Origin of the sequence: Streptomyces sp. NPDC015345 (assembly GCF_043078805.1) — a bacterium.
Classification (GTDB): domain Bacteria; phylum Actinomycetota; class Actinomycetes; order Streptomycetales; family Streptomycetaceae; genus Streptomyces.
In genome coordinates this window covers 598139-618406 of sequence record NZ_JBIBTX010000004.1, presented here as the reverse complement: position 1 = coordinate 618406, position 20268 = coordinate 598139, and the positions used below count along the sequence as shown (strand labels likewise).

Sequence of the window (20268 nt, the reverse complement as noted above, 5' to 3'; positions counted from 1 at the left end):
GGGAGTACTCAGCGGCGCGCGGCGAGTCGGCGCAGGTGGCGGTTGAGGCTGTGCTGGACCGCAGCGGCGTGCTCGAAGAGGTAGAAGTGGCCGCCGGGGAACTGGGCCGTGCCGAGGAAGTCCGCGCAGTGGTCCTCCCAGGTGGCCATGCCGGAGGGCGGCGCGATCGGGTCGGCGGCGCCGCAGTACGCGGCGACCGGGCAGGGCGCCGGTTCGCCGTCCTCGCGCAGACTCCCGGCGGCCAGGAAGTCGCCGCGCAGCGCGGGCATGATCGAGGCCAGGGTGGCCGGGTCGAGTGACGTGCCCTCCGACATCAGGCCGAGCTGCGCCACGCGGGCGAGGAGTTCGTCGTCCGACATGCCGGAGACCTGGGCCAGTTCGGCGGCCGGTGCCAGCCCGGGGGCCCAGGCGGAGACGGCGAGGAGCGCGGGCGCCGGCAGGCCGTTCCACACGGCGGCCACGGACAGCCGGTAGGCGAGCAGCCCTCCGAAGCTGTGGCCGAAGAGCACGTAGGGCCGCCCGTCGAGTTCGGCCTCGAACGCCTCCAGGAGCGCGTCCAGCAGCGGTTCCACGTCGCTGAACGGCTCCTCGGCCAGCCGCTCCTGACGTCCGGGCAACTGGAGCGTGCGCACCTCCATGGTGGAGGGCAGGGTGGCGGCCCAGGCCTGGTAGGCGGGGGCCGTGCCGCCGGCGTGCGGTAACAGGAACACCTGGTGGTCGGCGTTCGGGTCCGCCCCGGCGGTGGTGAACCAGCGGGCCCGTCGGGTGCTGCCGGTGGTCGTCATGCGCTCTCCTGATCCGTCTGGCGGGCCTTGGACACGAGTACGTCCGCGATCTCCCGCAGGTGTGTCTCCGGTCGCAGTGATCCGATGCGGAGCACGATGTGGCGGGCGCCCGCGCGCACATAGTCGGCGAGGCGTTGCGCGCAGTACTCGCTCGGCCCCCAGGCGCAGGCCCGGGTCGCCGACATCTCCCCCAGGCCGCGGCCGTGGCAGTGCTCCAGGTAGTCGTCCAGCTCGACCCTGGCCCGTCGCTCGTCCGGACCGACCGTGACCGTCAGGCACAGGGCCGGGGTCACCGCCCCGGCCTGGCGTCCGGCACGCCGGCACAGGTCCTCCAGGCGGCGCCGGGCACGGCCGTAGGCCTCGGCCGAGGCGAGGAACGGCAGCCAGCCGTCGTAGAGGCGGGCCGTCCGTTCGAGCACCGGAGCGGTGGCGTCGGCGGCGAGCCACAGCGGCGGTCCGTCGGGCGCCGCGGGGCGGACCAGCCGGTCCAGGCCCGCCGCCTGCCAGTGTCGGCCCGCGAAGCGGTTCGGCGCGCCGGGCCGGGTGCTGCTCCAGGCCGTCCGCCACAGCGCCGTGGTCTCGTCCAGCTGGTGGGCCCGGTCGGCGGGGTCGCCCCGGTCGGCCGTTGGGGCGCCCACGGCGGCCAGTTCCTCGTCGGTCTCCGGCCCCGGGAAACCGGATCCCACCCCGAGGACGAGCCGGCCGGAGCTCACGTGGTCCAGGCTGCTGACCATGCTCGCGGCGACGAGCGGGTGGCGCAGCGCCGGGGTGAGGGTGGCGGTGCCGAGGAGCAGCCGCCGGGTCACCGTGCCCACGGCGGACAGCACCACGAGGGGGTCGAGCCGGGGGCGCGCGGTGAGCGAGTCGCCCGTCCACAAGGAGTCGAAGCCGAGCCGCTCGGCCCGTCGCGCGAAGTCCAGCAGGGCCGACACGCTGTACTCGCCGAGGATCGCCTGCTCCCGGGTCGGTAACAGGACGCCCACGCGGAGCGGCTGACGGGCAGCCCCCATCGCACACCTTCTCTCTCGGGTTTCTCAGGTTCTCGGGCTTCTCGGGTTCTCGGGTTTCCAGGGGTTCTGCGATGCAAGCACTCGCGCCTGACAGGTTCCTGATCGTCCGATGAAAGGAGGGTGGCAGCCCGCCGGGTTATTGAAAAACAGTTGATACCGCAACCGAACCAGCCATGAGTGGAACCGAATGACCCGTGCGCAGAGATAGGAAACGCGCACATTTGCCGTCCGATATGCACCCATCCACCCCGACATCACCGCCAGGAATTCAGCTTTGCCACCAGGAACACGCATTGGCGTGGAAGCGACGCCCGCCACCCATGGGCACTTGCGGCCGAGAAGGATGCCGTAGTCAATTAAAGGAACCGCGCCAGCAGGAGGAAAAATGATCGCCTATTCACAGTTCGAGGATGCGCGCCGGAAGAACGGCCGGCGGCAGCCGTCCGAGCCCGAGGCACCGGCCGCTTCCGGGACCGGTCCCGTCTTCGCGTTTCTGGGCCCCCTGGAAGTGCGCGCGGGCGGCCGCGCCCACACCGTCGGCGGGAACCGGCAGCGCACCCTGCTGGCGGCGCTGCTCGTGACCCCCGGCCGCCCGCTCTCCGCCGAGCAGCTGTACGACGAACTGTGGGGGGAGAACCCGCCGCCCACCTTCGAGAACTCGCTTCAGGCGCACGTGTACCGGTTACGCCGGACCTTGCAGCAGGCGGCGGGCCCGGACGCGCCGGCGCCCGAGCTGCTCACACGCTCGTCGGGGTACGTCCTGCACCTGGGCGGCGCCGAGACCGACGCGGCGGCCTTCCGCCGGCTGACCGCCCGGGCCCGCACCTGCACGCGGGACAGTCCCGCCCAGGCACGCCGGCTGCTCGACGAGGCGCTGGCCCTGTGGCGCGGCGCGCCCTTCCAGGACGTCGCCCGGGGGCCGATGTCGCAGAGCGTGGCGCTGGCGCTGGAGGAGGAGCAGCTGTCCGCCGTCGAGGACAAGCTCTGGCTGGAGATACAGCTGGCGGACCCGGTGAACACCATCAGCGAGCTGAAACGCATGCGCACCATCCACCCCTGGCGGGAGCGCCTCACCGAGATGCTCATGCTGGCCCTGTACCGGACCGGGCGGCAGGCCGAGGCGGTGGAGACGTACAACAGCACGCGGCACAGGCTCTCGAACGAGCTGGGTGTGGAGCCCTCGCTGAGGCTGCGCGAGCGGCTGCGGGAGATCCTCAACCAGGCCCCTTCGCTGGACGCGGCCGTGCCGGCGTAGAGACGGCCAGGAGCCGCGCCGCACCACGAGGCTGCGGCGGTACGCCCGGAAACCACCGGGGGCGTACCGCCGCAGCCTCTTCCTATGCCGTGTCAGCTTCCTGTGCCGTGTCAGCCGCGCGTCAGCGCGCCGCGTCAGAATATTCCAAGGACAAACTCCCACGCAGGAAGTCGGACCCGAGAACAAAGGCAGGACGAGAAGGATTTTTTCCGCCACCTTTTCTCGTCACCTTTTCTCCAGCAAACGCACTGAAGGCGTTTATTGCTGCCCGCCCTGCGCGTTATCCCTGCCTCACGCCCTGGTCGACATCTGTGTCGTATTCCTCTCCGCACGACCTCCGCCGTCCATCAGCCGCTCTTCAGCCGTCGATCAGCACCGCTGGCCAGGGTGGGGCGACAACAGCAGAAGAGCAACTGTGAGGGAAAGGCGAACGACTATGGACGAGGACTTTGAGGTCGTCATCATCGGCGCCGGGATGTCGGGCCTCGGCATGGCCGCCCGTCTCAAGGAGGCGGGGCGGAACGCGTTCACGGTGCTGGAGAAGGCCGACTCGATCGGCGGGACCTGGCGCGACAACACGTACCCGGGCGCGGCCTGCGACGTGCAGTCCCACCTGTACTGGTACTCCTTCGGCGAGCAGCCCGACTGGAGCCGTACCTACGCCGGGCAGCCGGAGATCCTGCGCAACCTCGAACGGTTCGCCAGGAGCCACCGGTTGGACGAGCACATCCGCTTCGGCGTGGAAGTCACCCAGGCCACGTGGTCGGACGAGGCCGGCCGCTGGCTGCTGGGCACCTCGCGCGGTGAGCGGCTGCGGGCCCGCGTGCTGATCACGGCGTGGGGGCAGCTCGACCGGCCGGCGTGGGCGCGGGTCGAGGGCGCGGACCGCTTCACCGGGACACAGGTGCACACGGCACGCTGGCCCCACGACCTGGAGGTGACGGGCAAGCGGGTCGCCTGTATCGGCAGCGCGGCCAGCGCCGTCCAGTTGGTGCCCGCCATCGCGGAGGCCGCCGAGCGCCTCACGGTGTTCCAGCGGTCCGCCAACTACCTGCTCCCGCGCCGGGACCGGGCGCTGGCGGACGACGAGCGTGCCGCGCTGCTCGCCGAACCGCACCGCTACGCCGCTCTGCGCGAGGACATGTACCGCGAGCGCGACGGCTGGGCCGCCGGCCTGCGCGACGACGGCAATCCGGTGCGGGACGAGTTCCAGCGGGTGGCGGGCGAGCACCTGGCCGCGCAGGTCGCCGACGACGGGCTCCGCGATCGGCTGGCCCCCGACTACGCCTTCGGCTGCAAGCGGGTGCTGATCAGCGACGACTATTACCCGGCGCTGTCCCGCGACAACGTCGAGCTGGTGACGGAGCCCATCGCCGGGATCGAACCGGAGGGCGTCCGGACCACGGACGGACGGCGGCACGACGTCGACGTGATCGTGCACGCCACCGGCTTCCAGCCGCTCGACCGCACCGGCGGCGTGGAGATCGTCGGGCGGAACCTGCTGACGCTGCGCGAGGCGTGGAAGGAGGGGCCCGAGGCGTATCTCGGCGTGGCGGTCAGCGGCTTCCCCAACATGTTCATGCTCTACGGCCCGAACACCAACCTGGGCCATCACTCGATCCTGTTCATGGTGGAGTGCCAGATCGACTACGTGCTCCAGGCGCTCGGAGCCCTGGACGGCGGCCAGGACCGCACCCTGGACGTCGCCGCGCAGGTGCAGCGGCGCTACAACGAGGAGCTCCAGCGGGACCTGGCGGGCACGGCCTTCGCCGCCGGCTGTGGGAGCTGGTACACGACGAGCGAGGGCCGCGTGGTCAACAACTGGCCCTCCAGCATCGAGAGTTACCGGGAGCGCACCGCGGTCTTCGCTCCGCAGGACTACGAGGGCTACGAAGCCTACGAGGGATAAGTCCCCTGCGGCCGCGGAGGCCGCGCATGGCGGTGGCCCGTCCCCTCGGCGAGGGGGCGGGCCACCGCCATGCGCGCCATGTCCTACGTGAGCCGGTCAGCCCTTCGCGGCGGCGAGTTCGTCGCGCACCGCGCGCCGCAGGACCTTGCCGCTGGGGTTGCGGGGCAGCGCCTCGGCGAAGTCGTACGACGTGGGCATCTTGAAGTCCGCGAGGCGGCCGCGCAGGAACAGCAGCAGGTCCCTGGCCCCGGCCTGCTGCCCCGCCGCCAGGACCACCCGGGCGTGCACGGACTCCCCCCACCGCTCGTGCGGCAGACCCACCACGGCGGCACCGGCCACGGCGGGGTGCCGTGCGAGGGCGTCCTCGATCTCGGCCGGGTAGACGTTCTCCCCCGCCACGATGATCATGTCGTTGACCCGGTCACGGACGTGGACATACCCGTCCTCGTCGAGGTAGCCGGCGTCCCCCATGTGCACCCAGCCGTCGACCACGGTGCGCTCGGTGGCCTCGGGCAGCCGCCAGTAGCCGAGCATCCGGGCAGGGGTGCGCACGCAGATCTCCCCGATCGCTCCGGTCGGCAGTTCGTTGCCCTCGGGGTCCTCGACGCGCACCTCGATACCCGGGTACGGCCGGCCGGCGGCGCGCAGCAGGGGGCTGCCGGGGACGTGGTCGGCGGGCGGCAGGCAGACGGCGAAGTTGCCGGTCTCACTGCTGCCGTAGATCTGGAGGAAGTCGCAGTCCAGGACGGCGATCGCCCGGCCCAGCAGCTCCTCGCCGATCGGGGAGCCGCCGTAGACCACCTTGCGCAGGGAGGCGAGGGCGCCCCGGGCCGCGGCCGGTTCGGCGAGCATCAGTTCCAGCATGGCCGGGGCCACGATGGCGGTGGTGACCCGCTCCTCCTCGACGACCCGTACCGCGTCGGAGCTGATGAAGGCGGGCAGGGAGACCACCGTGGCGCCGGCGTTGAACGCCTGCATGCCATAGGAGAGGCCGCCGATGTGGAAGCCGGGCAGGCCGATCAGGCTGCGGTCGCCGGGCCGCCAGTCGAGCCAGTCGAGGCCGTGGTCCTCCATCGCCTCGGCGACGTTGAAGAAACTGCGGTGGGCGAGGACGACGCCCTTGGGCAGACCGCTGGTGCCGCTGGTGTAGATCTGCACGACGGGGCTGTTCGTGTCGTCGTCCGCCCCGCTCCCGGGCGCCTCCGGGGCGGCCCTGGCCGACAGCGCGTTCTTGCGGGCGGCCAGGGACTCGGCGTCGGCGGCGTCGGCGTCCAGGCACAGCACGGTCCGCAAGGTGGACAGCCCCTTGCGCACTTGGGCGGCCACGGGCAGGTGTTCCTCGTCCACCAGGAGCATCTCCGTGGTGGAGTCGCGCAGGATGTGGTCCACCTCCTGCGCGGTCAGGCGCCAGTTGACGGGGACGAGGACCGCGCCCGTCCGGGCGCAGGCGAAGGCCAGCTCCCAGTACTCCACGGCCTCTTTGCCGAGGTAGCCCACGCGGGAGCCGGGTCCGACGCCGGACGCGCGCAGCACCCGGGCCGTGCGCTCGCTCTCCCGGTCCAGCTCCCGGTAGGTGAGCGTCCGGCCGGAGCAGACGACGGCGGGCTGGTCCGGCCGGAGTGCGGCCTGCCGTGCGATCACTTCCTGAAGGGTCCGCGATCGCGGTGACGTGGTCATCGGGGTTCCGCCGTTGGTCGTCCGGGTTCCGTCGGTCATCAGGGTGCTCCCGTTCCTGCCTCGTGCGCCGGTGCCTCGGCCCCGGACAGCAGCTGTTCGATGTATTCGGTGAGGAGGTCAACGCTGGGCCGGTCGAAGGTGACGGAGGCGGGCAGCGTGACCCTGAAGGCGGCCTCCAGCGAGCTGCGGATCTCGACCGCGTTGAGCGAGTCCATGCCGAGGGCGGCCAGTTCGGCGTCGGGTTCGAGGTCGTCGGCCGACTCGAAGCGCAGGACGTCCGCGAGCCGGGTGCGTACGATCGCGTTGATCCTGGCCGAGCGGGTGGCTCCGGAGGTGTCGGTCAGCGCGCCGATGTCGGTCCGTGCCCCGTCCGTGGCGGGGCCGGCGACCAGCTCCGCGAAGAGCGCGCTCGGCGCCCTGCGGGCCACGAAGCGGTGCCAGTCGCAGTGGCCCATGAGGATGTGGGTGCGCCCGGCGTCCAGGAGTTGGGGCAGTGCGCCGGTGGCCTCGTCCTCGTCCAGGAGCGTGATGCCCTGGCCCTCCCAGCTGCGGATCAGGGAGGAGCTGAGCTGCCGTCCTGGCTGCCGGGGCGCCCAGGGCCCCCAGTTGACGGCGGTTGCGGGCAGGCCCGCGCCGGCGCGCTGTGCCATCAGGTGGTCGAGGAAGGCGTTGCCCGCTCCGGCGCCGGTCTGGGTGGCGGCGCCGAGCAGGGCGCCGGCCGTGGAGCAGCCGAGGAAGAAGTCGAGCTCCGGCAGGTGGGCGGTCGCCTCGTGCAGCAGCCAGGCGCCGTAGACCTTCGTCCGGAAGACGGCGTCCAGGCTCTCCCAGGTCAGTTCGGCAAGCGGCAGGTCCCGCGCGGCCTCCTGCGCGGCGTGGATCACGCCGCCCACCGGGGGCGCGGTGTCGGCGAGTTCGGCCAGGACGCGGGTCACGTCCCGCTCGGAGCCGAGGTCGCAGGCGTGGACACTCGCCGTGACGCCGTCCCCGAGGGCGGGGGCCGGGCCGCCGGTGCGGCTCAGCAGCACCAAGTGGCGGGCGCCCAGGGCGGCGAGGCAGCGCGCGAGAGCCCGGCCGACCATGCCGGTGGCGCCTGCCACCACGTAGGTGCGGTCAGGGCGGACGGTGAGGGGTCGGGAGTCCGCGGGCACGGGGTCGGCCGTGCGTAGTCGGCGTACCCAGCGCTCGCCGTCGCGGTGGACGATCTCCGGTTCGCTCTCTCCGGCGGCCAGCCACTCCCCCACCAGCCCGGCGGCGCCGTCGGTGCCGCTGCCGGTGCCGGGTTGCAGGTCCACGAGGGTCGCCCGGTATCCCGGGTACTCCATGGCGAGGGCCCGGCCGAAGCCCCACAGGGTGGCGGCGGGTGCCGGTTCGGTGCCCTTGTCTCCGGGCAGGTGCTGCGCGCCCTCGCTGACCAGCCACAGCCGCTGGCCACGGCCGAAGCCCTTGCGGGCCAGGGTGTCCAGTACGGCGAGCAACTCCCGGTAATTGGCCTCGCATTCGGCACGCAGCCGTGCCGCACCGCTTTCCGTGCCCCGCTCGGCCGTGCCGGTACGCCACAGCCAGCACACGTCGGTGGGCGGTTCGCCGTCCAGCGCGTCGGCCAGGGCTGCCGGGTCGGCGGCGACGGCGAGCGCGACACCTTCAAAGGCGGCCGTCTCGGTGAGCCCGCGCGGCAGCCGTGCCGTGTCCCCCACGACGAGCACGCGCCGCCCTTCGCGTCGGGTGTCGGGCAGGGCCTGGGAGATCCAGTGCTGCTCGTAGAACAGGCCACCGCTCGCGCCCCGTTCGCCCTCGGGGGTCCGCTCCGCCTGCCAGGCGGCCTCGGCGGCCCGGCGCTGCGGGGTGGGCAGCCAGTACCGCTTGCCGTCGAAGGTGTACGACGGCAGGGGGATCCGGCGCTGCGGCGCGCCCTCGTGGTAGCCGGCCCAGGAGACCGGTACGCCCGCCTCGTACGCCTTGGCCAGGGACCGGCGGATCATGTCGCCGTCGTGGTCGTCGCGGAAGGTGCTGCTCAGCCAGACGTGGTCGGCCTCACCGGCCGACGTCCTGGCCAGCGCGGTGAGGGCGGCCGAGGGGCCGAGCTCGACGAAGACGTGGCGCCCGCGCTGGTCGACCGCCTGCACACCGGCCTCGAACCGCACGGGTTCGAGCAGATGCCGGATCCAGTACTCCGGGTCCGCCATCTGCCGTCCGCGCGCCACGCGTCCGGTCACATTGGATACGACGGCCATGGTCGGCGTGCGGAACTCGACGGTGTCGAGCACCTCGCGGAACTCGTCGACGATCTCGGTCATCAGCGGCGAGTGGTAGGGCACCGCACCCCGCAGCGGGGTGACCTTGATGCCGCGTTCGGTCAGGCGGCGGCCCGCGTCGGCCAGCGACGCGTCGCCGCCGGTGAGCAGGCACTGGCCGGGGCCGTTGACGGCGCCGATCGACAGGTCGGGGTAACGCTCGATGAGCGGGGCGACTTCGGTGGCCGGTGCGCCGACCGCCGCCATGCCGCCCTTGTCGCGCAGCGCCTCGCTCAGCCGTCCGCGGGCGGCCACCAGCCGGGCCCCGTCTTCGAGCGAGAAGAGACCGGCCACCGCGGCCGCGGCGAACTCGCCCAGGCTGTGGCCCATCAGCACCGAGGGGCGCACACCCCAGGACAGCCACAGCCGGGCCATCGCGTATTCGAGGCTGAACAGCGCGGGCTGGAGATACCGGGGTTCGTGGACGCGCTCGGGCGCCTCGCACTCGCCGCGGACCAGCTCGCCGAGGGGCACGCCGAGCAGCGGGGTCAGGATGCCGTCGCACTCGTCGAGGGCGGCGCGGAAGACCGGGTACTGGCGGTGGAGCGCGGCGCCCATGCCGGGGTACTGCGTGCCCGTGCCGGAGAAGAGGAACGCCACCTTAGGGACGCTCGCCGAGCCGCCGCCGCGGGTGGTGCCGGCCGCCAGCGAGGCGGCGCGCCTGCCCAGCGCCCGGACCGCGTCGTCCCGGTCGCCCACCACCTCGGCGATCCGGTAACGGAAGTGCGCGCGCCCGGTGTTGGAGGTCCGGCACAGATCGGCGAGCGGGGTGTCGGGGTGCCGGTCCAGGTGGTCGAGGTAGCGCTCGGCGAGCCGCCGCAGCGAGGTGCGGCTCTTGGCGGACAGGGTGAGTACGGCGCTGGGGCGCCCGTCGGCATCTGCCGCGCCGTCGTCCCCGCCGGTCTCGGCCGGCGCCTCCTCCAGGACGACGGAGGCGATCGTGCCCGTCACCCCGAATCCGTTCACCATGGCGCGCCCGGTGCCCGTGCCGGGCCAGGGGCGGCACTCGGTCGGGACGGTGACGGGCGCGTCGTCCCAGGCGATGCGCCGGGAGGGGGTGACGAGGTTCAGGTGCGGGAAGACCGTGCGCTCCCGCAGTTGGAGCGCCGCCTTGATGATCGAGCCGACACCGGCCGCGCCTTCCATGTGACCGATGTTCGTCTTCAGCGACCCCACCACCACGGGCCGGGCGCTGGTGTGCGAGAGGGCGAACACGTCGCTGATCGCGTCCATCTCGGTGGGGTCGCCGAGCGCGGTGCCGGTGCCGTGCGCCTCCACGTACTGGATGTCTCCTGGTTCGAGGCGGCAGCGGGCCAGGGCGGAGCGCATCACCTGTTCCTGGGCGGCGCCGTTGGGGGCCACGAGGCCCGCGCTCTCGCCGTCCTGGCCGACCGCGGAGCCGCGGATCAGGGCGTGGACGGTGTCGCCGTCCCGCCGTGCGTCGGACAGCCGCTTGAGGACGAGTACGCCGCAGCCCTCGGCGCGGGCGTAGCCGTCGGCCCGCTCGTCGAAGGTCTTGCACTGCCCGTCGGCGGAGAGCACGCCGCCCAGGGACAGGATGGTGTGGTTGTGCGCGTTGTGGATGACGTTGACACCCCCGCTGAGCGCGACCCCGCACTCGCCGCCGCGCAGGGCCTGCACGGCCAGGTGGGTGGCGGTCAGCGACGAGGAGCAGGTGGTGTCGACGGTCATGCACGGTCCGCGCAGCCCGAGGAAGTACGACAGGCGGCCCGAGACCGCGCTGTGGGTGAGTCCGGGCGCGAGGTAGCCGTCGACGTCGGCGGGGGCGAGGTCGGTGGACTCGAAGATGTAGTCGAGCGTGGTGACGCCCATGAACACGCCGGTGTCGCCGTGCCGCAGCGAGGTGGGATCGATGCCCGCGTGCTCCAGCGCCTCCCAGGCCGTCTGGAGGGCCAGCCGCTGCTGCGGGTCGATGTAGGGGGCCTCTTTGGGCGAGACCGAGAAGAAGGCGGCGTCGAAGCGGTCGACGTCGCGCAGGAAGCCGCCGCGCGGCCAGTCGCCGCCGTCCTCTCCGCCGCCTCCGCCGCCTCCGCCGCCGGAGTTCTCCCCCTCCAGGGCAGACCCGTCCGGGGCAGACCCGTCCGGGGCCATCTGGCGACGCTCACCGGCCGGCAGGGGCCCGATGCCCGAGCGTCCCTCGCGCAGGAATTGCGCGAACGTGTCGGCGTCATTGTTCCCGCCCGGAATACGCAGCCCCATGCCGACGATGGCTATGGGTTCGTATTTCTCGCGTTCGAGTGCGGCGAGCGCTTCCTCCTTCCGTCGCAGATCGGCGAGTACGGCAGCCAGCTCGGCCGCCGTCGGGTTCAATGCGTCCGACATTTATTCCCTCCGGTCAGGAAGTGTGGTTCACGCGCAGAGGTGGTCTATCAACTGACCGGCGGTCGGGTGACCGAAAAGAGCGGCCGTCGAAATCTCGCACTCCAGTTTCTTCTCCAGGGAAAGCTTCACCTCACTCAGTCTCAGCGAGGTCATCCCCAGGTCGAGGAAGCCCGTGTCCAGGGGGAACTCGTCCTGCGGGGTCATGAAGAGAGCGCTTCTGAACTCCCCCACGACCAAGGTCTCCACGAGCTCCCGACGCTCGTGCTCCGGCAGGAGCCTCAGCTCCTCCATGGCGGGAAAATCATGCGACACCCACGTCACCGCCTCTCTGCGAATCGACTGCTGACCGAAATCGAAACAGCCGTTCCTGATAGTGGCCTGATAGCCGACTGATGACTCCCGATGACGGCCGACGCATCTCTGCGGGTTGGTTTATCCACGCCGAATCGGTGTTATGTTTCCGGCATGAACGAAAATGAATTCGATCTGGTCGATGAATTAGACAGGACACTCAAGACGCTGGGCCTCTCGCGCCATGACGCGGTCAGCGACCTCGTCGTGCGCGGACAGGACCCACTGGTGCCGTCCACGATCCGGCTGGGCTCGGCCATGGGCATAGCCCTGCTGTCCTCCGCCGTCGGCGCCGCACAGATCTGGCAGGCCGCGACAGGGCGTCGCCAGCGCCTTGGCCTGGACCTCGGGCAGGCGCTGCACCAGCTCACGCCCTACCTAGGCGGCGGCAACACCCTGAACGGCTACGGCTCGAACATGGGCAGCGTCCTCGGCCTCGACGGCGCCCCCGCCCCCGCCCTGTGGGACCTGTACCGCACCGCGGACGACCGCTGGGCGATCCCGATCGCCTGCTACCCGCACACCCGCGACACCTTCCTCGACCTGCTCGGCACCGCGCACACCCGCGAGCACATCGGCGCGGCCATCGCGGGCCGGGTCTCCTGGGAGCTGGAGGAGGAGGCGGCCGCTCGTGGGGTGCCCCTGGCGATCGTCCGCAGCAGGGAGGAGTTCCTCGCGCACCCCCAGGGCCGGGCGGTTCTCAGCGAACCCCTAGTGGCCGTCGAGCGGGTGGGCGACGCCCCGCCGCGTCCACTGCCGGCCGGTGACCAGCCGCTGTCCGGTCTGCGTTCCTTGCAGTTCACCCATGTCTTCGCGGGCACCGCGGCCGGCCGGGTCCTCGCCGAACAGGGCGCCGACGTCCTGCACGTGTGCGAGCCGAACGCCTTCGACCACGACCTGTGCTGGAACGAGACGGGCGTCGGGCTGCGCTCGGCGCGGCTCGCCCTTGACGCCGGCGGCGACGGCCGCCGCGCCTTCGACGAACTGCTGCGTGGCGCGGACGTCTTCGTGCACAACCACCGGCCCGCCAAGATGGCCCGGCTCGGTCTGACCCCCGAGGAGTGCGCCGAGATCTCCCCGGGCATCATCCACGTATCCGTACGCTGCTACGGCCACAGCGGACCCTGGCAGGACCGCGGCGGCTTCGACCAGCACGCCCAGGCGCTGACCGGCGTCAACTGGAGCGAACGGCAGGACGGACGCCCCCAACTGCCGCCCGGCCGCATGCTCAACGACTACCTGGCCGCCTATCTCGCCGCCGCCGGCGTGATGAGCGCGGTGCTGCGCCGCGCCCGCGAAGGCGGCAGCTACCGGGTCCGGGTCTCCCTTGCCGGTGTCGCCAACTGGGCCTGGCAGCTGGGTACCTTCACGCGCACGGAGTCCGAGCGGCTGCTGCCCCCGACTCCGCTGCCGCCGCCCCGCCGCCTCACCCGGACCACCCCGCTCGGTGACCTGTCCCTGGTCGCCCCGCCGGTCAGCCTGAGCGAGACCCCGCCTGCCTGGCGCGGCCAACTCCTGGTACCCCGCGGCTCATCCCAGCCGCGCTGGTACGACGACCGGGCGGCCTGACACCCCGCGCCCGCGACCGCCACACCCCTCCTCGCCCCCCGTCCCCGCCCAGCCCGTCCATGCCTCACCCACCCCGCGCCGACCCCGCACCCCCGTCGACCCCGGCCAAGGAGCCCTCACATGTCCCGCATCCCCTGCCTCGACACCGAGGCCCTGCCCGAAGCCCTGCGCTCTCTCAGCCAGGGACGCATCATCAACGTGTACCGGATGCTCGGTCACGCGCCCCGGTCCGTCACGCAGATAGCCCGCCTAGGCGCCGCGCTCTTCGCCGACGCCAGCCTCAGCGCGACGGACCGCGAACTGCTCATCCTCACTTACGCCACCGTCTTCGAGGCCGAGTACGAGTGGGCACAGCACGTCCCCATCTCCCGTGCCGTGGGCGTCACGGACGCACAGCGCGAGGCCGTGCGCCACAGGCGGTACGACGCCGAGGTCTTCACCCCGGCCCAGCAGGCGCTCCTGGGTTTCGCCGCGGCCGCGGCCGCCTCCCCCCTAGTGGACGACGCCCGCCACGCGGCCGTGGCCGCCCACTACACGGAGGAACAGATCGTCGAGACCCTCGTCCTGGCGGGTTTCTACTACCTGTTGGCCCGCGTCTGCACCGTCCTGGACGTCGAGATCGACGCACCGGAGACCGACGAGCTGGTGCGCATGGCACAGACGATGCACAGCCACTGATCCGGGGCGGCGAAACGACGGCCGCCGACCGGGCCGATACGTGAAGTGACGAGCCAATGACTTTGCGTAGTACTCTGACTTGCCGTCAGTATCCCGGCCGGGCCCCTCTCGTCGGCCTCTTCCGAAGGAAATCCTCATGCGTCGCACTCTCGTAAGCGCCTGCGCCGTTCTGTCGGCATTCGCGGCCGCGGTGCCGGCCACCGCTGTGGACCGGGCACAGGCGGCCCCCAGGGCCGCGCAGTGCGGAAGCCACAAGGCCGCCTGGGTCGGCACCTACAAGCACGCGACGCAGCGCGGCACCTTCGAGTTCCGGAAGAACGGCACGGCCACCCTCACCTCACGCAGCGGAGAGGTACGCGCCTTCACGTTCCGGGTGGTCGAGTACGCGAACGACGACTGGCGCGCCCGCCTCTCGTTCGCCGACAACGGCAGGCGCCTGGCCGACCTCGTCCCCCGGTGCGACTCCCGGCAGGCGCCCGCTCGCGTCAGCCGGTTCGACATGCTCGGCCGGGCGGACTTCGTGCGCGCCTGAGTCCGGGCCGTCGCTTTTCGGCCCTTGCCGGGCGCGGGCCGCCCGGCCGGGCGCTGATCGCGCAGAGTACTCCGTATGACGACACCCTCGGAGCTGCTCCGCTCCTTCGCCCGCACCCGCGCCTCGCTCGATGGGGAGGAGGTCACGTACTGGTGGTCCGGAGACGTGTACTCCTGGGCCCCCGACGAGCCCTACCAGCACGTCTTCGGCTTCGAAGGGCTGAACGTCGCGCGTCTGGTCCAGGACGCCGAAGCCGGCCCCGATGCCTACCAACTGCTCACCCGCGAGGCCGGCTTCTATCTGGACCCCACCAGCCGCGAGATCCTGGAGACCTGGCGGGACCTGCCCGTGGTGCACATATGGAACGACCCGGCGAACCAGAAGTGGCGCCCCTTCCCGATCCCGACGACCGAGCTCGGCGGACAGGTCTGCTTCAGCCTGGAGATCCCGCTCGCCTATCCTTCGCCGCTGCCGGTGGCGCAGTATCCCGTGCACTCGGCCGGTGACACGTACAAGGCCCTTGAGCTCTTCCAGTTCTTCGCCGAGCGCGCCGACCTGGCCGGCCCGGCGCCGAGCGTGCCGGCCACCATGTCGTGGAGCCGGATGTCGCCGTGGCTCCCGTGGATGGCCCGCGGCCAGCGGCCCGGCGGCCTCACCTTCCACTGCCGGGGCCGCAAGCTCGGCTCGTACGCCGAGGTGCCCGAGCGGACCAGGGCCTACGTCGCCGGGCGCCACCCGGAGTTCGCCCGGGCACCGGAGAAGTGGAGCGAGCCGAACGAGACCAGCTGGACGTACTTCCGCAAGCTCCACCCGCCGAAGTAGCCGCTGGGCGCGCTGGGCCCGGTCGTACACCTTCTTCGCGGGCGCGCCGTTGTGGTGTCGGACACTGTGTCACCCGCCCCCGGTTCAGGCCGTCCTGAGGTCACCGTTGACGCGGACGCCCTCCGTCCTGCCGGAGGTGACGACGACGAGTTCGTAGTCGTGCCGGGTGCCGGGCTGCCACTGGCCGCCGGCCAGGGACACGGTGGCGACGTTGGGTACGGGCCCGCTGGTCCAGTCGAGAGGGCCGGCGATGGTGTCCAGGTGGCCGCGGCTCAGGGCGGCGGCCACGGACCGGCGGTCGGTGGGGTCGTCGGCGGTCGTCAGCGCGTGCGCGGCGACCTCGAACAGGGCGTGGGCGAGGCCGAGAGGCTGCGACCACTGTCGTCCTGTCGTCTGCTCGTACGTCTCGGCGAGTTGGGCCGCGGTGGTTCCGTCGAGGGACGAGCGGTAGGGGTGGGCCGGGGTCCAGTACACGAGGGTGGCCACGTCGGCCTGGGCGGACTGGCGGCCGCTGACGGCGGGGGACGGCGGGTAGGCCAGCCATCGTGAGCAGGTGATCAGACGGGGCTGCCAGCCGCTCTCGGCGGCCTGGGCGCGGAAGAGCGCCAGGTCCTGGCCCGTGGCCGCGCTGGTGACGAGGGTGGCGCCGGCGTCCCGGAACGCGGTGATGTGCCGGTCGAGGTCCACGGCCGGCTCCTGGTAGGGCCCGGGCTCCACCAGCCGGTGTCCCCGCGCGCGGGCGGCCGGCGCGAATCCGTGCTGGGGGTGGCGTGACCAGGCGCCCTGCGGGCCGTCGTTCCACAGGCAGCCCACCGTCTGCCGTCCTGCGCCGCCGGCCTGTGCCCACAGGTCTGCGAAGGTCTCGGCGATGTCGTCCAGCCCCCAGCAGAAGTGGTACGTCCAGTCGAAGGGGCGCGCCGGGTCCGCTCCTCGCCCGTAGTAGTAGACCTGCCAGGGAAAGGTGCTCGACAGGCACGGCACCCCGATGATCTCGCAGGTGTCCGCGACGGCCGGCAGGACCTGGGTTCCGGCCAGGGTCACGATGATCGCGGCGTTCTCGTCCTGGACGAGTTCTTTCACCGCCTGCCGTGCGCCGTCGGCGGACGAACGGCTGTCCCGGCCCACCAGCCGGATCCGGAAGCCGCGGGGGCCCGCCGCCGCCAGTTCTGGTTCCAGCAAGGTCATGACGAAGTCCAAGGGGTCGCCAAGGCTGGTCAGCCGTCCGGTGCGGGCGACGACGACCCCTACTGTGAGGACCCGCTCTCGCCCGCCGTTGATATCGCTGTCGCTCATCCTGTGTCCTCGCTGTGTACGAACCGTCCGAGCCGACACTCCCCAGCGATCGGCGAGCGCAAGAGGGCCGAACGAGTGACGCGAGGCGGTGCCCCGACGCGGTGGCCGATCGGGCGCGACGGGAGTGAAAGCGCGGGCCCTGGGCACTCGCGGGGAGAGGAAACGACGCACACCCCGGCCCGGCGGAGAAGCGGCCGGGCGAGTTCCACGAGGAAAGGTGTCATCCGTGTCGAAGGTCGAGGAATCCATCGAAGTCGACGTGCCGGTCCGTACGGCGTACAACCAGTGGACCCAGTTCGAGACGTTCCCCGAGTTCATGGAAGGCGTGCAGCGGATCGAACAGCGCACCGACACGCTCACCCACTGGGTGACGAAGATCGACGGTGTGGAGCGGGAATTCGACGCCACGGTCACCGAGCAGATCCCGGACGAGCGCGTGGCATGGACCACGGTCGACGGGCAGGCCAGGCAGGCGGGCGTCGTCACCTTCCACCGCCTGGACGACGCGCGTACGAAGGTCATGCTGCAAATGGAGTACGCACCCGAGGGCCTGGCCGAGACGGTCGGGGACAAGCTCGGCTTCGTCAAGCGTCAGGTCGCCGGTGACCTCGGGCGGTTCAAGAAGTTCATCGAGCAGCGAGGCGGTGTGGAGACCGGAGCCTGGCGCGGCCAGGTCTGACCGCCCGCGCCTGTCGGCCGCACATGTGAGGGGCCCGTCCGCGCTGTACGCGGACGGGCCCCTCAGTCGAGCGCCGGGCAGGCCTTGCACCTGCATTTCCCCGCAGGAAGCGGGGCGTCTTTCCTTGGACCACCGACGCATCGCCGGCCACCGCGAGCCGCGGCGACCAGTTCAAGATCCACTATAGCGCGGCCACGGGTCCACACGGACCCGCCCGCCCGAAGCGTCGGATTTGCCGGTTTTTCCGGTGCGGCCTAATTTTGCGTGGATACAGCTTTTTCTCGGCGGACAAGAGGAGAAAAGCTCCATGGTGAAAGGCCTTCCGCGTGGAAAGGCCCGGCAGCCTCGTGGGCCGGAGGCGGACACCGCGCGCTCGTCACGTGCGGCGACGGACCGTATGGCCCGTACGTTGCTGCGCCGCCGGAAGAAGGCGCTCAGTGCCGAGGACGTGATGGTCTCGGACCGTCCCAAGGTGCGGCGCGCGGTGACAGCCGCCGCGCTCGGCAACACCATGGAGTGGTTCGACTTCGGCGTCTACGCCTACCTGGCGGGCACGATCGGCAAGGTCTTCTTTCCCTCCAGCTCGCCGGGCGCCCAAGTCGTCGCCACCTTCGCCACGTTCGCCGCGGCGTTTCTCGTCCGGCCCCTCGGCGGCCTCGTGTTCGGGCCGCTCGGTGACCGCATCGGCCGGCAGCGGGTGCTCGCCGCCACCATGATCATGATGGCCGTGAGCACCTTCGCGGTCGGCTTGCTGCCCACGTACGCCTCGATCGGGTTCGCCGCCCCGCTGCTGCTCCTCCTATGCCGACTGGTCCAGGGCTTCTCCACCGGCGGCGAGTACGCCGGCGCCACCACCTACATCGCCGAGTACGCGCCCGACCAGCGGCGCGGATTCCTCGGCAGCTGGCTCGACTTCGGCACCTTCATCGGCTATTCGCTGGGCTCCGGCCTGGTCACCGTCCTCACGCTGACGCTCGGGACGGATGGCCTCGAGAGCTGGGGCTGGCGCATTCCCTTCTTCGTCGCGGGGCCGCTCGGACTCATCGGCCTGTACATGCGCGTGAAGCTGGAGGAGACGCCCGCGTTCCAGCAGGAGGCGGCGTCCGCCGCGGCCGAGCGGGAAGCCGTCCACGAGCGCGGGGAGAACGACCCGGTCGAGCAGGCCCGCCAGTCCGGCAAGGGCCGCCTCAAGGAGATCTTCACGCGCCACTGGCAGGCGGTCCTGATCTGCATGGGACTGGTACTGCTCTACAACGTCACGAACTACATGGTGACGTCGTATCTCCCCACCTTCATGACGGTGACGTTGGGAGAGAGCGACTCGACCGCGCAGCTGCTGGTGCTCGGCACCATGCTGCTGGTGGCGCTCGCCATCACCACCGTGGGCCGCAGTTCGGACCGGTGGGGCAGACGCCCGATGTTCATGGCCGGCAGCATCGCCCTGATCGTGCTCGCCGTCCCGGCGTTCCTGCTGATCCGGAAGGGCGGCATCCTGATGCCCGCCTTCGGCTGCGCGATCCTCGGTCTGCTCCTGGTCTGCTTCGCGGGCACGGCCGCGGCCACGCTGCCCGCCCTGTTCCCCACCCGTCTGCGCTACGGCGCTCTGTCGATCTCGTACAACATCTCCGTCTCCCTCTTCGGCGGCACCACCCCGCTGCTCGCCTCCTACCTGGTCGACTCCACCGGCAACACGCTGGTGCCCGCCTTCTACCTGATGGTTGCGGGCGCGATCGGCCTGCTGTCCACGTTCTTCCTGCACGAGACGGCCGGACGGCCGCTGCGCGGCTCCGGGCCCATGGTGGAGACGCACGGCGAGGCCCGCGAGATGGTGGCGCGCAGCCGGGCGGAGGCGGGGCGTCACGCGCGTGACGTGTGGCTGCGCCTGTGGCATCCGCGTGGCGGGCGGCACCACGGCAAGGGTTCCGGCGGGCGTGAGGACTGACGGGGAGTGGCCTCGCCCCTCACGCTCGCCGACGCGCCCTCACACCTACGCGGTGGCCCTGCCCTCCCCTCCCCCGCCGATCCGCCATTCCTGACCGCGTTCGGGGCTGCGCTCCCAGAACTCCGCGAGGGCCCCGTCGGCCGTGACCGGCGGGCGGATCCCCACGTACTGGCGCAGGAAGTGGTTGCTGAGCGCGTACACGCCCGGGCTCTGTTCCTCCATGGACCACCTCTGGTACGGGTAGCCGTCACACGTGGCCTGTTTGGCCTGGCTTCCGCCCGCCCCGTTCGTGTCCCGCGTCGCCATCAGGCACTTGTCGCTGTTCACGTTGACGATCGCGACGCTTCCGCCGCCCAGCACCACGATGCGCCAGGTCTCGTCGGTGCTGCCCGAACAGGTCCGCTGCACGGCCCATTCCAGTTCCGCGTGGCCCGCGTCGCGCATCCCCAGGCATTTCCCGCTCGCGGAGTTCACGATCGTGGTACGCCACTCGTGCGGTGGCCGGCGCTGCTGGAACCGGATGCCCGCCGCGCCCGCGCAGGTCAACTGCCGCAGCTCCGCACGGTCGGCCGTCGACGCGTCCGCGATGCCCGCGCACGCGCGCGGGCTCGCCGTCACCGGCTGGAGCCAGGCGCCCTCCCCGCTGTCCACCATGCGGAAACTGGCACCGGGTTGGTCCCCGCACCTGCCCTGCCGGACCGGCGCGCCGTCAGCGGGGCCGGAGTCCGCGACGGTCATGCACAGTCCGCTGGAACCATTGACGACGTGCACTAGGTCCGACCCCATGGGCGACTGTCGCAGGGTCCACAGGGCCCCGCGCTTTCCAGCGCAGTTGCGCTGGCGCACCGGTTCGCCGCTCTCCGCCGAGCCGACCTCCAGGCACATCCCGCTGTGCAGCGCGACGATGTTGATGTCGGCGCCGCCGTCGGCCGCGGGCGCGGCACGGTCCCCGGCGGCCGCCGGGCCCGCCGACACGGTGGAGGCCGCCAGTATGACGCAGGCGATCCAGGCGGCCATGGAAGCCCACCTGGACGGCGTCCTCCCGTGCTCGTACGTCTGTCGGCGCATCTGTACGTCCCTTCCTCGGCTCCGTCGGCTTCGTCGGCCCGGAACTATCCCGGACGGACGCGGA

General features: G+C 71.7%; 15 protein-coding genes. 8 read left to right on the top strand and 7 right to left on the bottom strand.

Features of this window, described 5'->3' with window-relative positions; genetic code table 11:
- Positions 1-8: 8 nt before the first annotated feature.
- Both ACF062_RS19955 and ACF062_RS19950 read right to left on the bottom strand, forming a co-directional pair.
- Positions 9-785, bottom strand: coding sequence for a thioesterase II family protein (locus ACF062_RS19955; protein ID WP_392139825.1), 777 nt, complete (start codon positions 783-785; stop codon positions 9-11).
- Entirely contained in the window at positions 782-1795 is a 1014-nt protein-coding gene (locus tag ACF062_RS19950) for an LLM class flavin-dependent oxidoreductase (protein WP_392139823.1), read from the bottom strand. Before ACF062_RS19950 ends, ACF062_RS19955 begins: the two co-directional genes overlap by 4 nt.
- Positions 1796-2180: 385 nt before the next feature.
- Here ACF062_RS19950 and ACF062_RS19945 point away from each other — a divergent pair, with 385 nt between their 5' ends.
- Complete coding sequence (locus ACF062_RS19945; RefSeq protein WP_223772672.1) at positions 2181-3050, top strand: AfsR/SARP family transcriptional regulator; 870 nt, start codon at positions 2181-2183, stop codon at positions 3048-3050.
- Positions 3051-3486: 436 nt separating this feature from the next.
- A complete protein-coding gene (locus ACF062_RS19940; RefSeq protein ID WP_392139821.1) occupies positions 3487-4959 on the top strand; it encodes a flavin-containing monooxygenase in 1473 nt (490 codons plus the stop codon).
- A 96-nt stretch (positions 4960-5055) separates the two neighbouring features.
- Here the strand turns inward: ACF062_RS19940 and ACF062_RS19935 are convergent, their stop codons facing one another.
- From ACF062_RS19935 to ACF062_RS19925, 3 genes are read right to left on the bottom strand one after another with little or no spacing between them, the layout of a single operon-like run.
- Positions 5056-6636, bottom strand: a complete 1581-nt coding sequence (locus tag ACF062_RS19935) for a long-chain-fatty-acid--CoA ligase (protein WP_392140251.1) — start codon at positions 6634-6636, stop codon at positions 5056-5058.
- Between the two features lie 38 nt (positions 6637-6674).
- On the bottom strand, positions 6675-11270 hold the full coding sequence (locus ACF062_RS19930; protein WP_392139819.1) for a beta-ketoacyl synthase N-terminal-like domain-containing protein: 4596 nt from the start codon (positions 11268-11270) through the stop codon (positions 6675-6677).
- Between the two features lie 27 nt (positions 11271-11297).
- Positions 11298-11561 (bottom strand): acyl carrier protein, encoded by a 264-nt coding sequence (locus tag ACF062_RS19925; RefSeq protein WP_392139817.1) that lies wholly within the window; start codon positions 11559-11561, stop codon positions 11298-11300.
- 174 nt (positions 11562-11735) lie between these two features.
- Between ACF062_RS19925 and ACF062_RS19920 the strand changes: the two genes are divergently transcribed.
- The 4 genes from ACF062_RS19920 (at position 11736) to ACF062_RS19905 (ending at position 15222) form a co-directional block, all read left to right on the top strand.
- Complete coding sequence (locus ACF062_RS19920; RefSeq protein ID WP_320592298.1) at positions 11736-13190, top strand: CoA transferase; 1455 nt, start codon at positions 11736-11738, stop codon at positions 13188-13190.
- A 120-nt stretch (positions 13191-13310) separates the two neighbouring features.
- A complete protein-coding gene (locus ACF062_RS19915) occupies positions 13311-13868 on the top strand; it encodes a carboxymuconolactone decarboxylase family protein (protein WP_392139815.1) in 558 nt (185 codons plus the stop codon).
- 136 nt (positions 13869-14004) lie between these two features.
- The gene (locus ACF062_RS19910; RefSeq protein ID WP_392139813.1) at positions 14005-14400 is read left to right on the top strand and encodes a hypothetical protein; all 396 of its coding nucleotides are present in this window, start codon (positions 14005-14007) and stop codon (positions 14398-14400) included.
- A 75-nt stretch (positions 14401-14475) separates the two neighbouring features.
- Complete coding sequence (locus ACF062_RS19905) at positions 14476-15222, top strand: DUF1838 family protein (protein ID WP_392139811.1); 747 nt, start codon at positions 14476-14478, stop codon at positions 15220-15222.
- 84 nt (positions 15223-15306) lie between these two features.
- Here the strand turns inward: ACF062_RS19905 and ACF062_RS19900 are convergent, their stop codons facing one another.
- Entirely contained in the window at positions 15307-16515 is a 1209-nt protein-coding gene (locus ACF062_RS19900; RefSeq protein ID WP_392139809.1) for an ABC transporter substrate-binding protein, read from the bottom strand.
- 226 nt (positions 16516-16741) lie between these two features.
- Between ACF062_RS19900 and ACF062_RS19895 the strand changes: the two genes are divergently transcribed.
- Entirely contained in the window at positions 16742-17194 is a 453-nt protein-coding gene (locus ACF062_RS19895; RefSeq protein WP_392139807.1) for an SRPBCC family protein, read from the top strand.
- Between the two features lie 397 nt (positions 17195-17591).
- A complete protein-coding gene (gene proP / locus ACF062_RS19890; protein ID WP_392139805.1) occupies positions 17592-19136 on the top strand; it encodes a glycine betaine/L-proline transporter ProP in 1545 nt (514 codons plus the stop codon).
- A gap of 45 nt (positions 19137-19181) precedes the next feature.
- Here proP and ACF062_RS19885 read toward each other — a convergent pair whose 3' ends face one another.
- Positions 19182-20153, bottom strand: a complete 972-nt coding sequence (locus ACF062_RS19885) for an RICIN domain-containing protein (RefSeq protein ID WP_392139803.1) — start codon at positions 20151-20153, stop codon at positions 19182-19184.
- Positions 20154-20268: the final 115 nt, after the last annotated feature.

Excerpts from the sequence above, each read along its gene's own strand:
- ACF062_RS19885 (WP_392139803.1), bottom strand. The coding sequence starts at position 20,153 with ATGGCCGCCTGGATCGCCTGCGTCATACTGGCGGCCTCCACCGTGTCG.
- ACF062_RS19930 (WP_392139819.1), bottom strand. The coding sequence starts at position 11,270 with ATGTCGGACGCATTGAACCCGACGGCGGCCGAGCTGGCTGCCGTACTC.
- ACF062_RS19905 (WP_392139811.1), top strand. The coding sequence starts at position 14,476 with ATGACGACACCCTCGGAGCTGCTCCGCTCCTTCGCCCGCACCCGCGCC.
- ACF062_RS19925 (WP_392139817.1), bottom strand. The coding sequence starts at position 11,561 with ATGGAGGAGCTGAGGCTCCTGCCGGAGCACGAGCGTCGGGAGCTCGTG.
- ACF062_RS19910 (WP_392139813.1), top strand. The coding sequence starts at position 14,005 with ATGCGTCGCACTCTCGTAAGCGCCTGCGCCGTTCTGTCGGCATTCGCG.
- ACF062_RS19955 (WP_392139825.1), bottom strand. The coding sequence starts at position 785 with ATGACGACCACCGGCAGCACCCGACGGGCCCGCTGGTTCACCACCGCC.
- ACF062_RS19935 (WP_392140251.1), bottom strand. The coding sequence starts at position 6,636 with ATGACCACGTCACCGCGATCGCGGACCCTTCAGGAAGTGATCGCACGG.
- ACF062_RS19900 (WP_392139809.1), bottom strand. The coding sequence starts at position 16,515 with ATGAGCGACAGCGATATCAACGGCGGGCGAGAGCGGGTCCTCACAGTA.
- ACF062_RS19940 (WP_392139821.1), top strand. The coding sequence starts at position 3,487 with ATGGACGAGGACTTTGAGGTCGTCATCATCGGCGCCGGGATGTCGGGC.
- ACF062_RS19950 (WP_392139823.1), bottom strand. The coding sequence starts at position 1,795 with ATGGGGGCTGCCCGTCAGCCGCTCCGCGTGGGCGTCCTGTTACCGACC.
- ACF062_RS19915 (WP_392139815.1), top strand. The coding sequence starts at position 13,311 with ATGTCCCGCATCCCCTGCCTCGACACCGAGGCCCTGCCCGAAGCCCTG.
- ACF062_RS19920 (WP_320592298.1), top strand. The coding sequence starts at position 11,736 with ATGAACGAAAATGAATTCGATCTGGTCGATGAATTAGACAGGACACTC.
- ACF062_RS19945 (WP_223772672.1), top strand. The coding sequence starts at position 2,181 with ATGATCGCCTATTCACAGTTCGAGGATGCGCGCCGGAAGAACGGCCGG.
- proP (WP_392139805.1), top strand. The coding sequence starts at position 17,592 with ATGGCCCGTACGTTGCTGCGCCGCCGGAAGAAGGCGCTCAGTGCCGAG.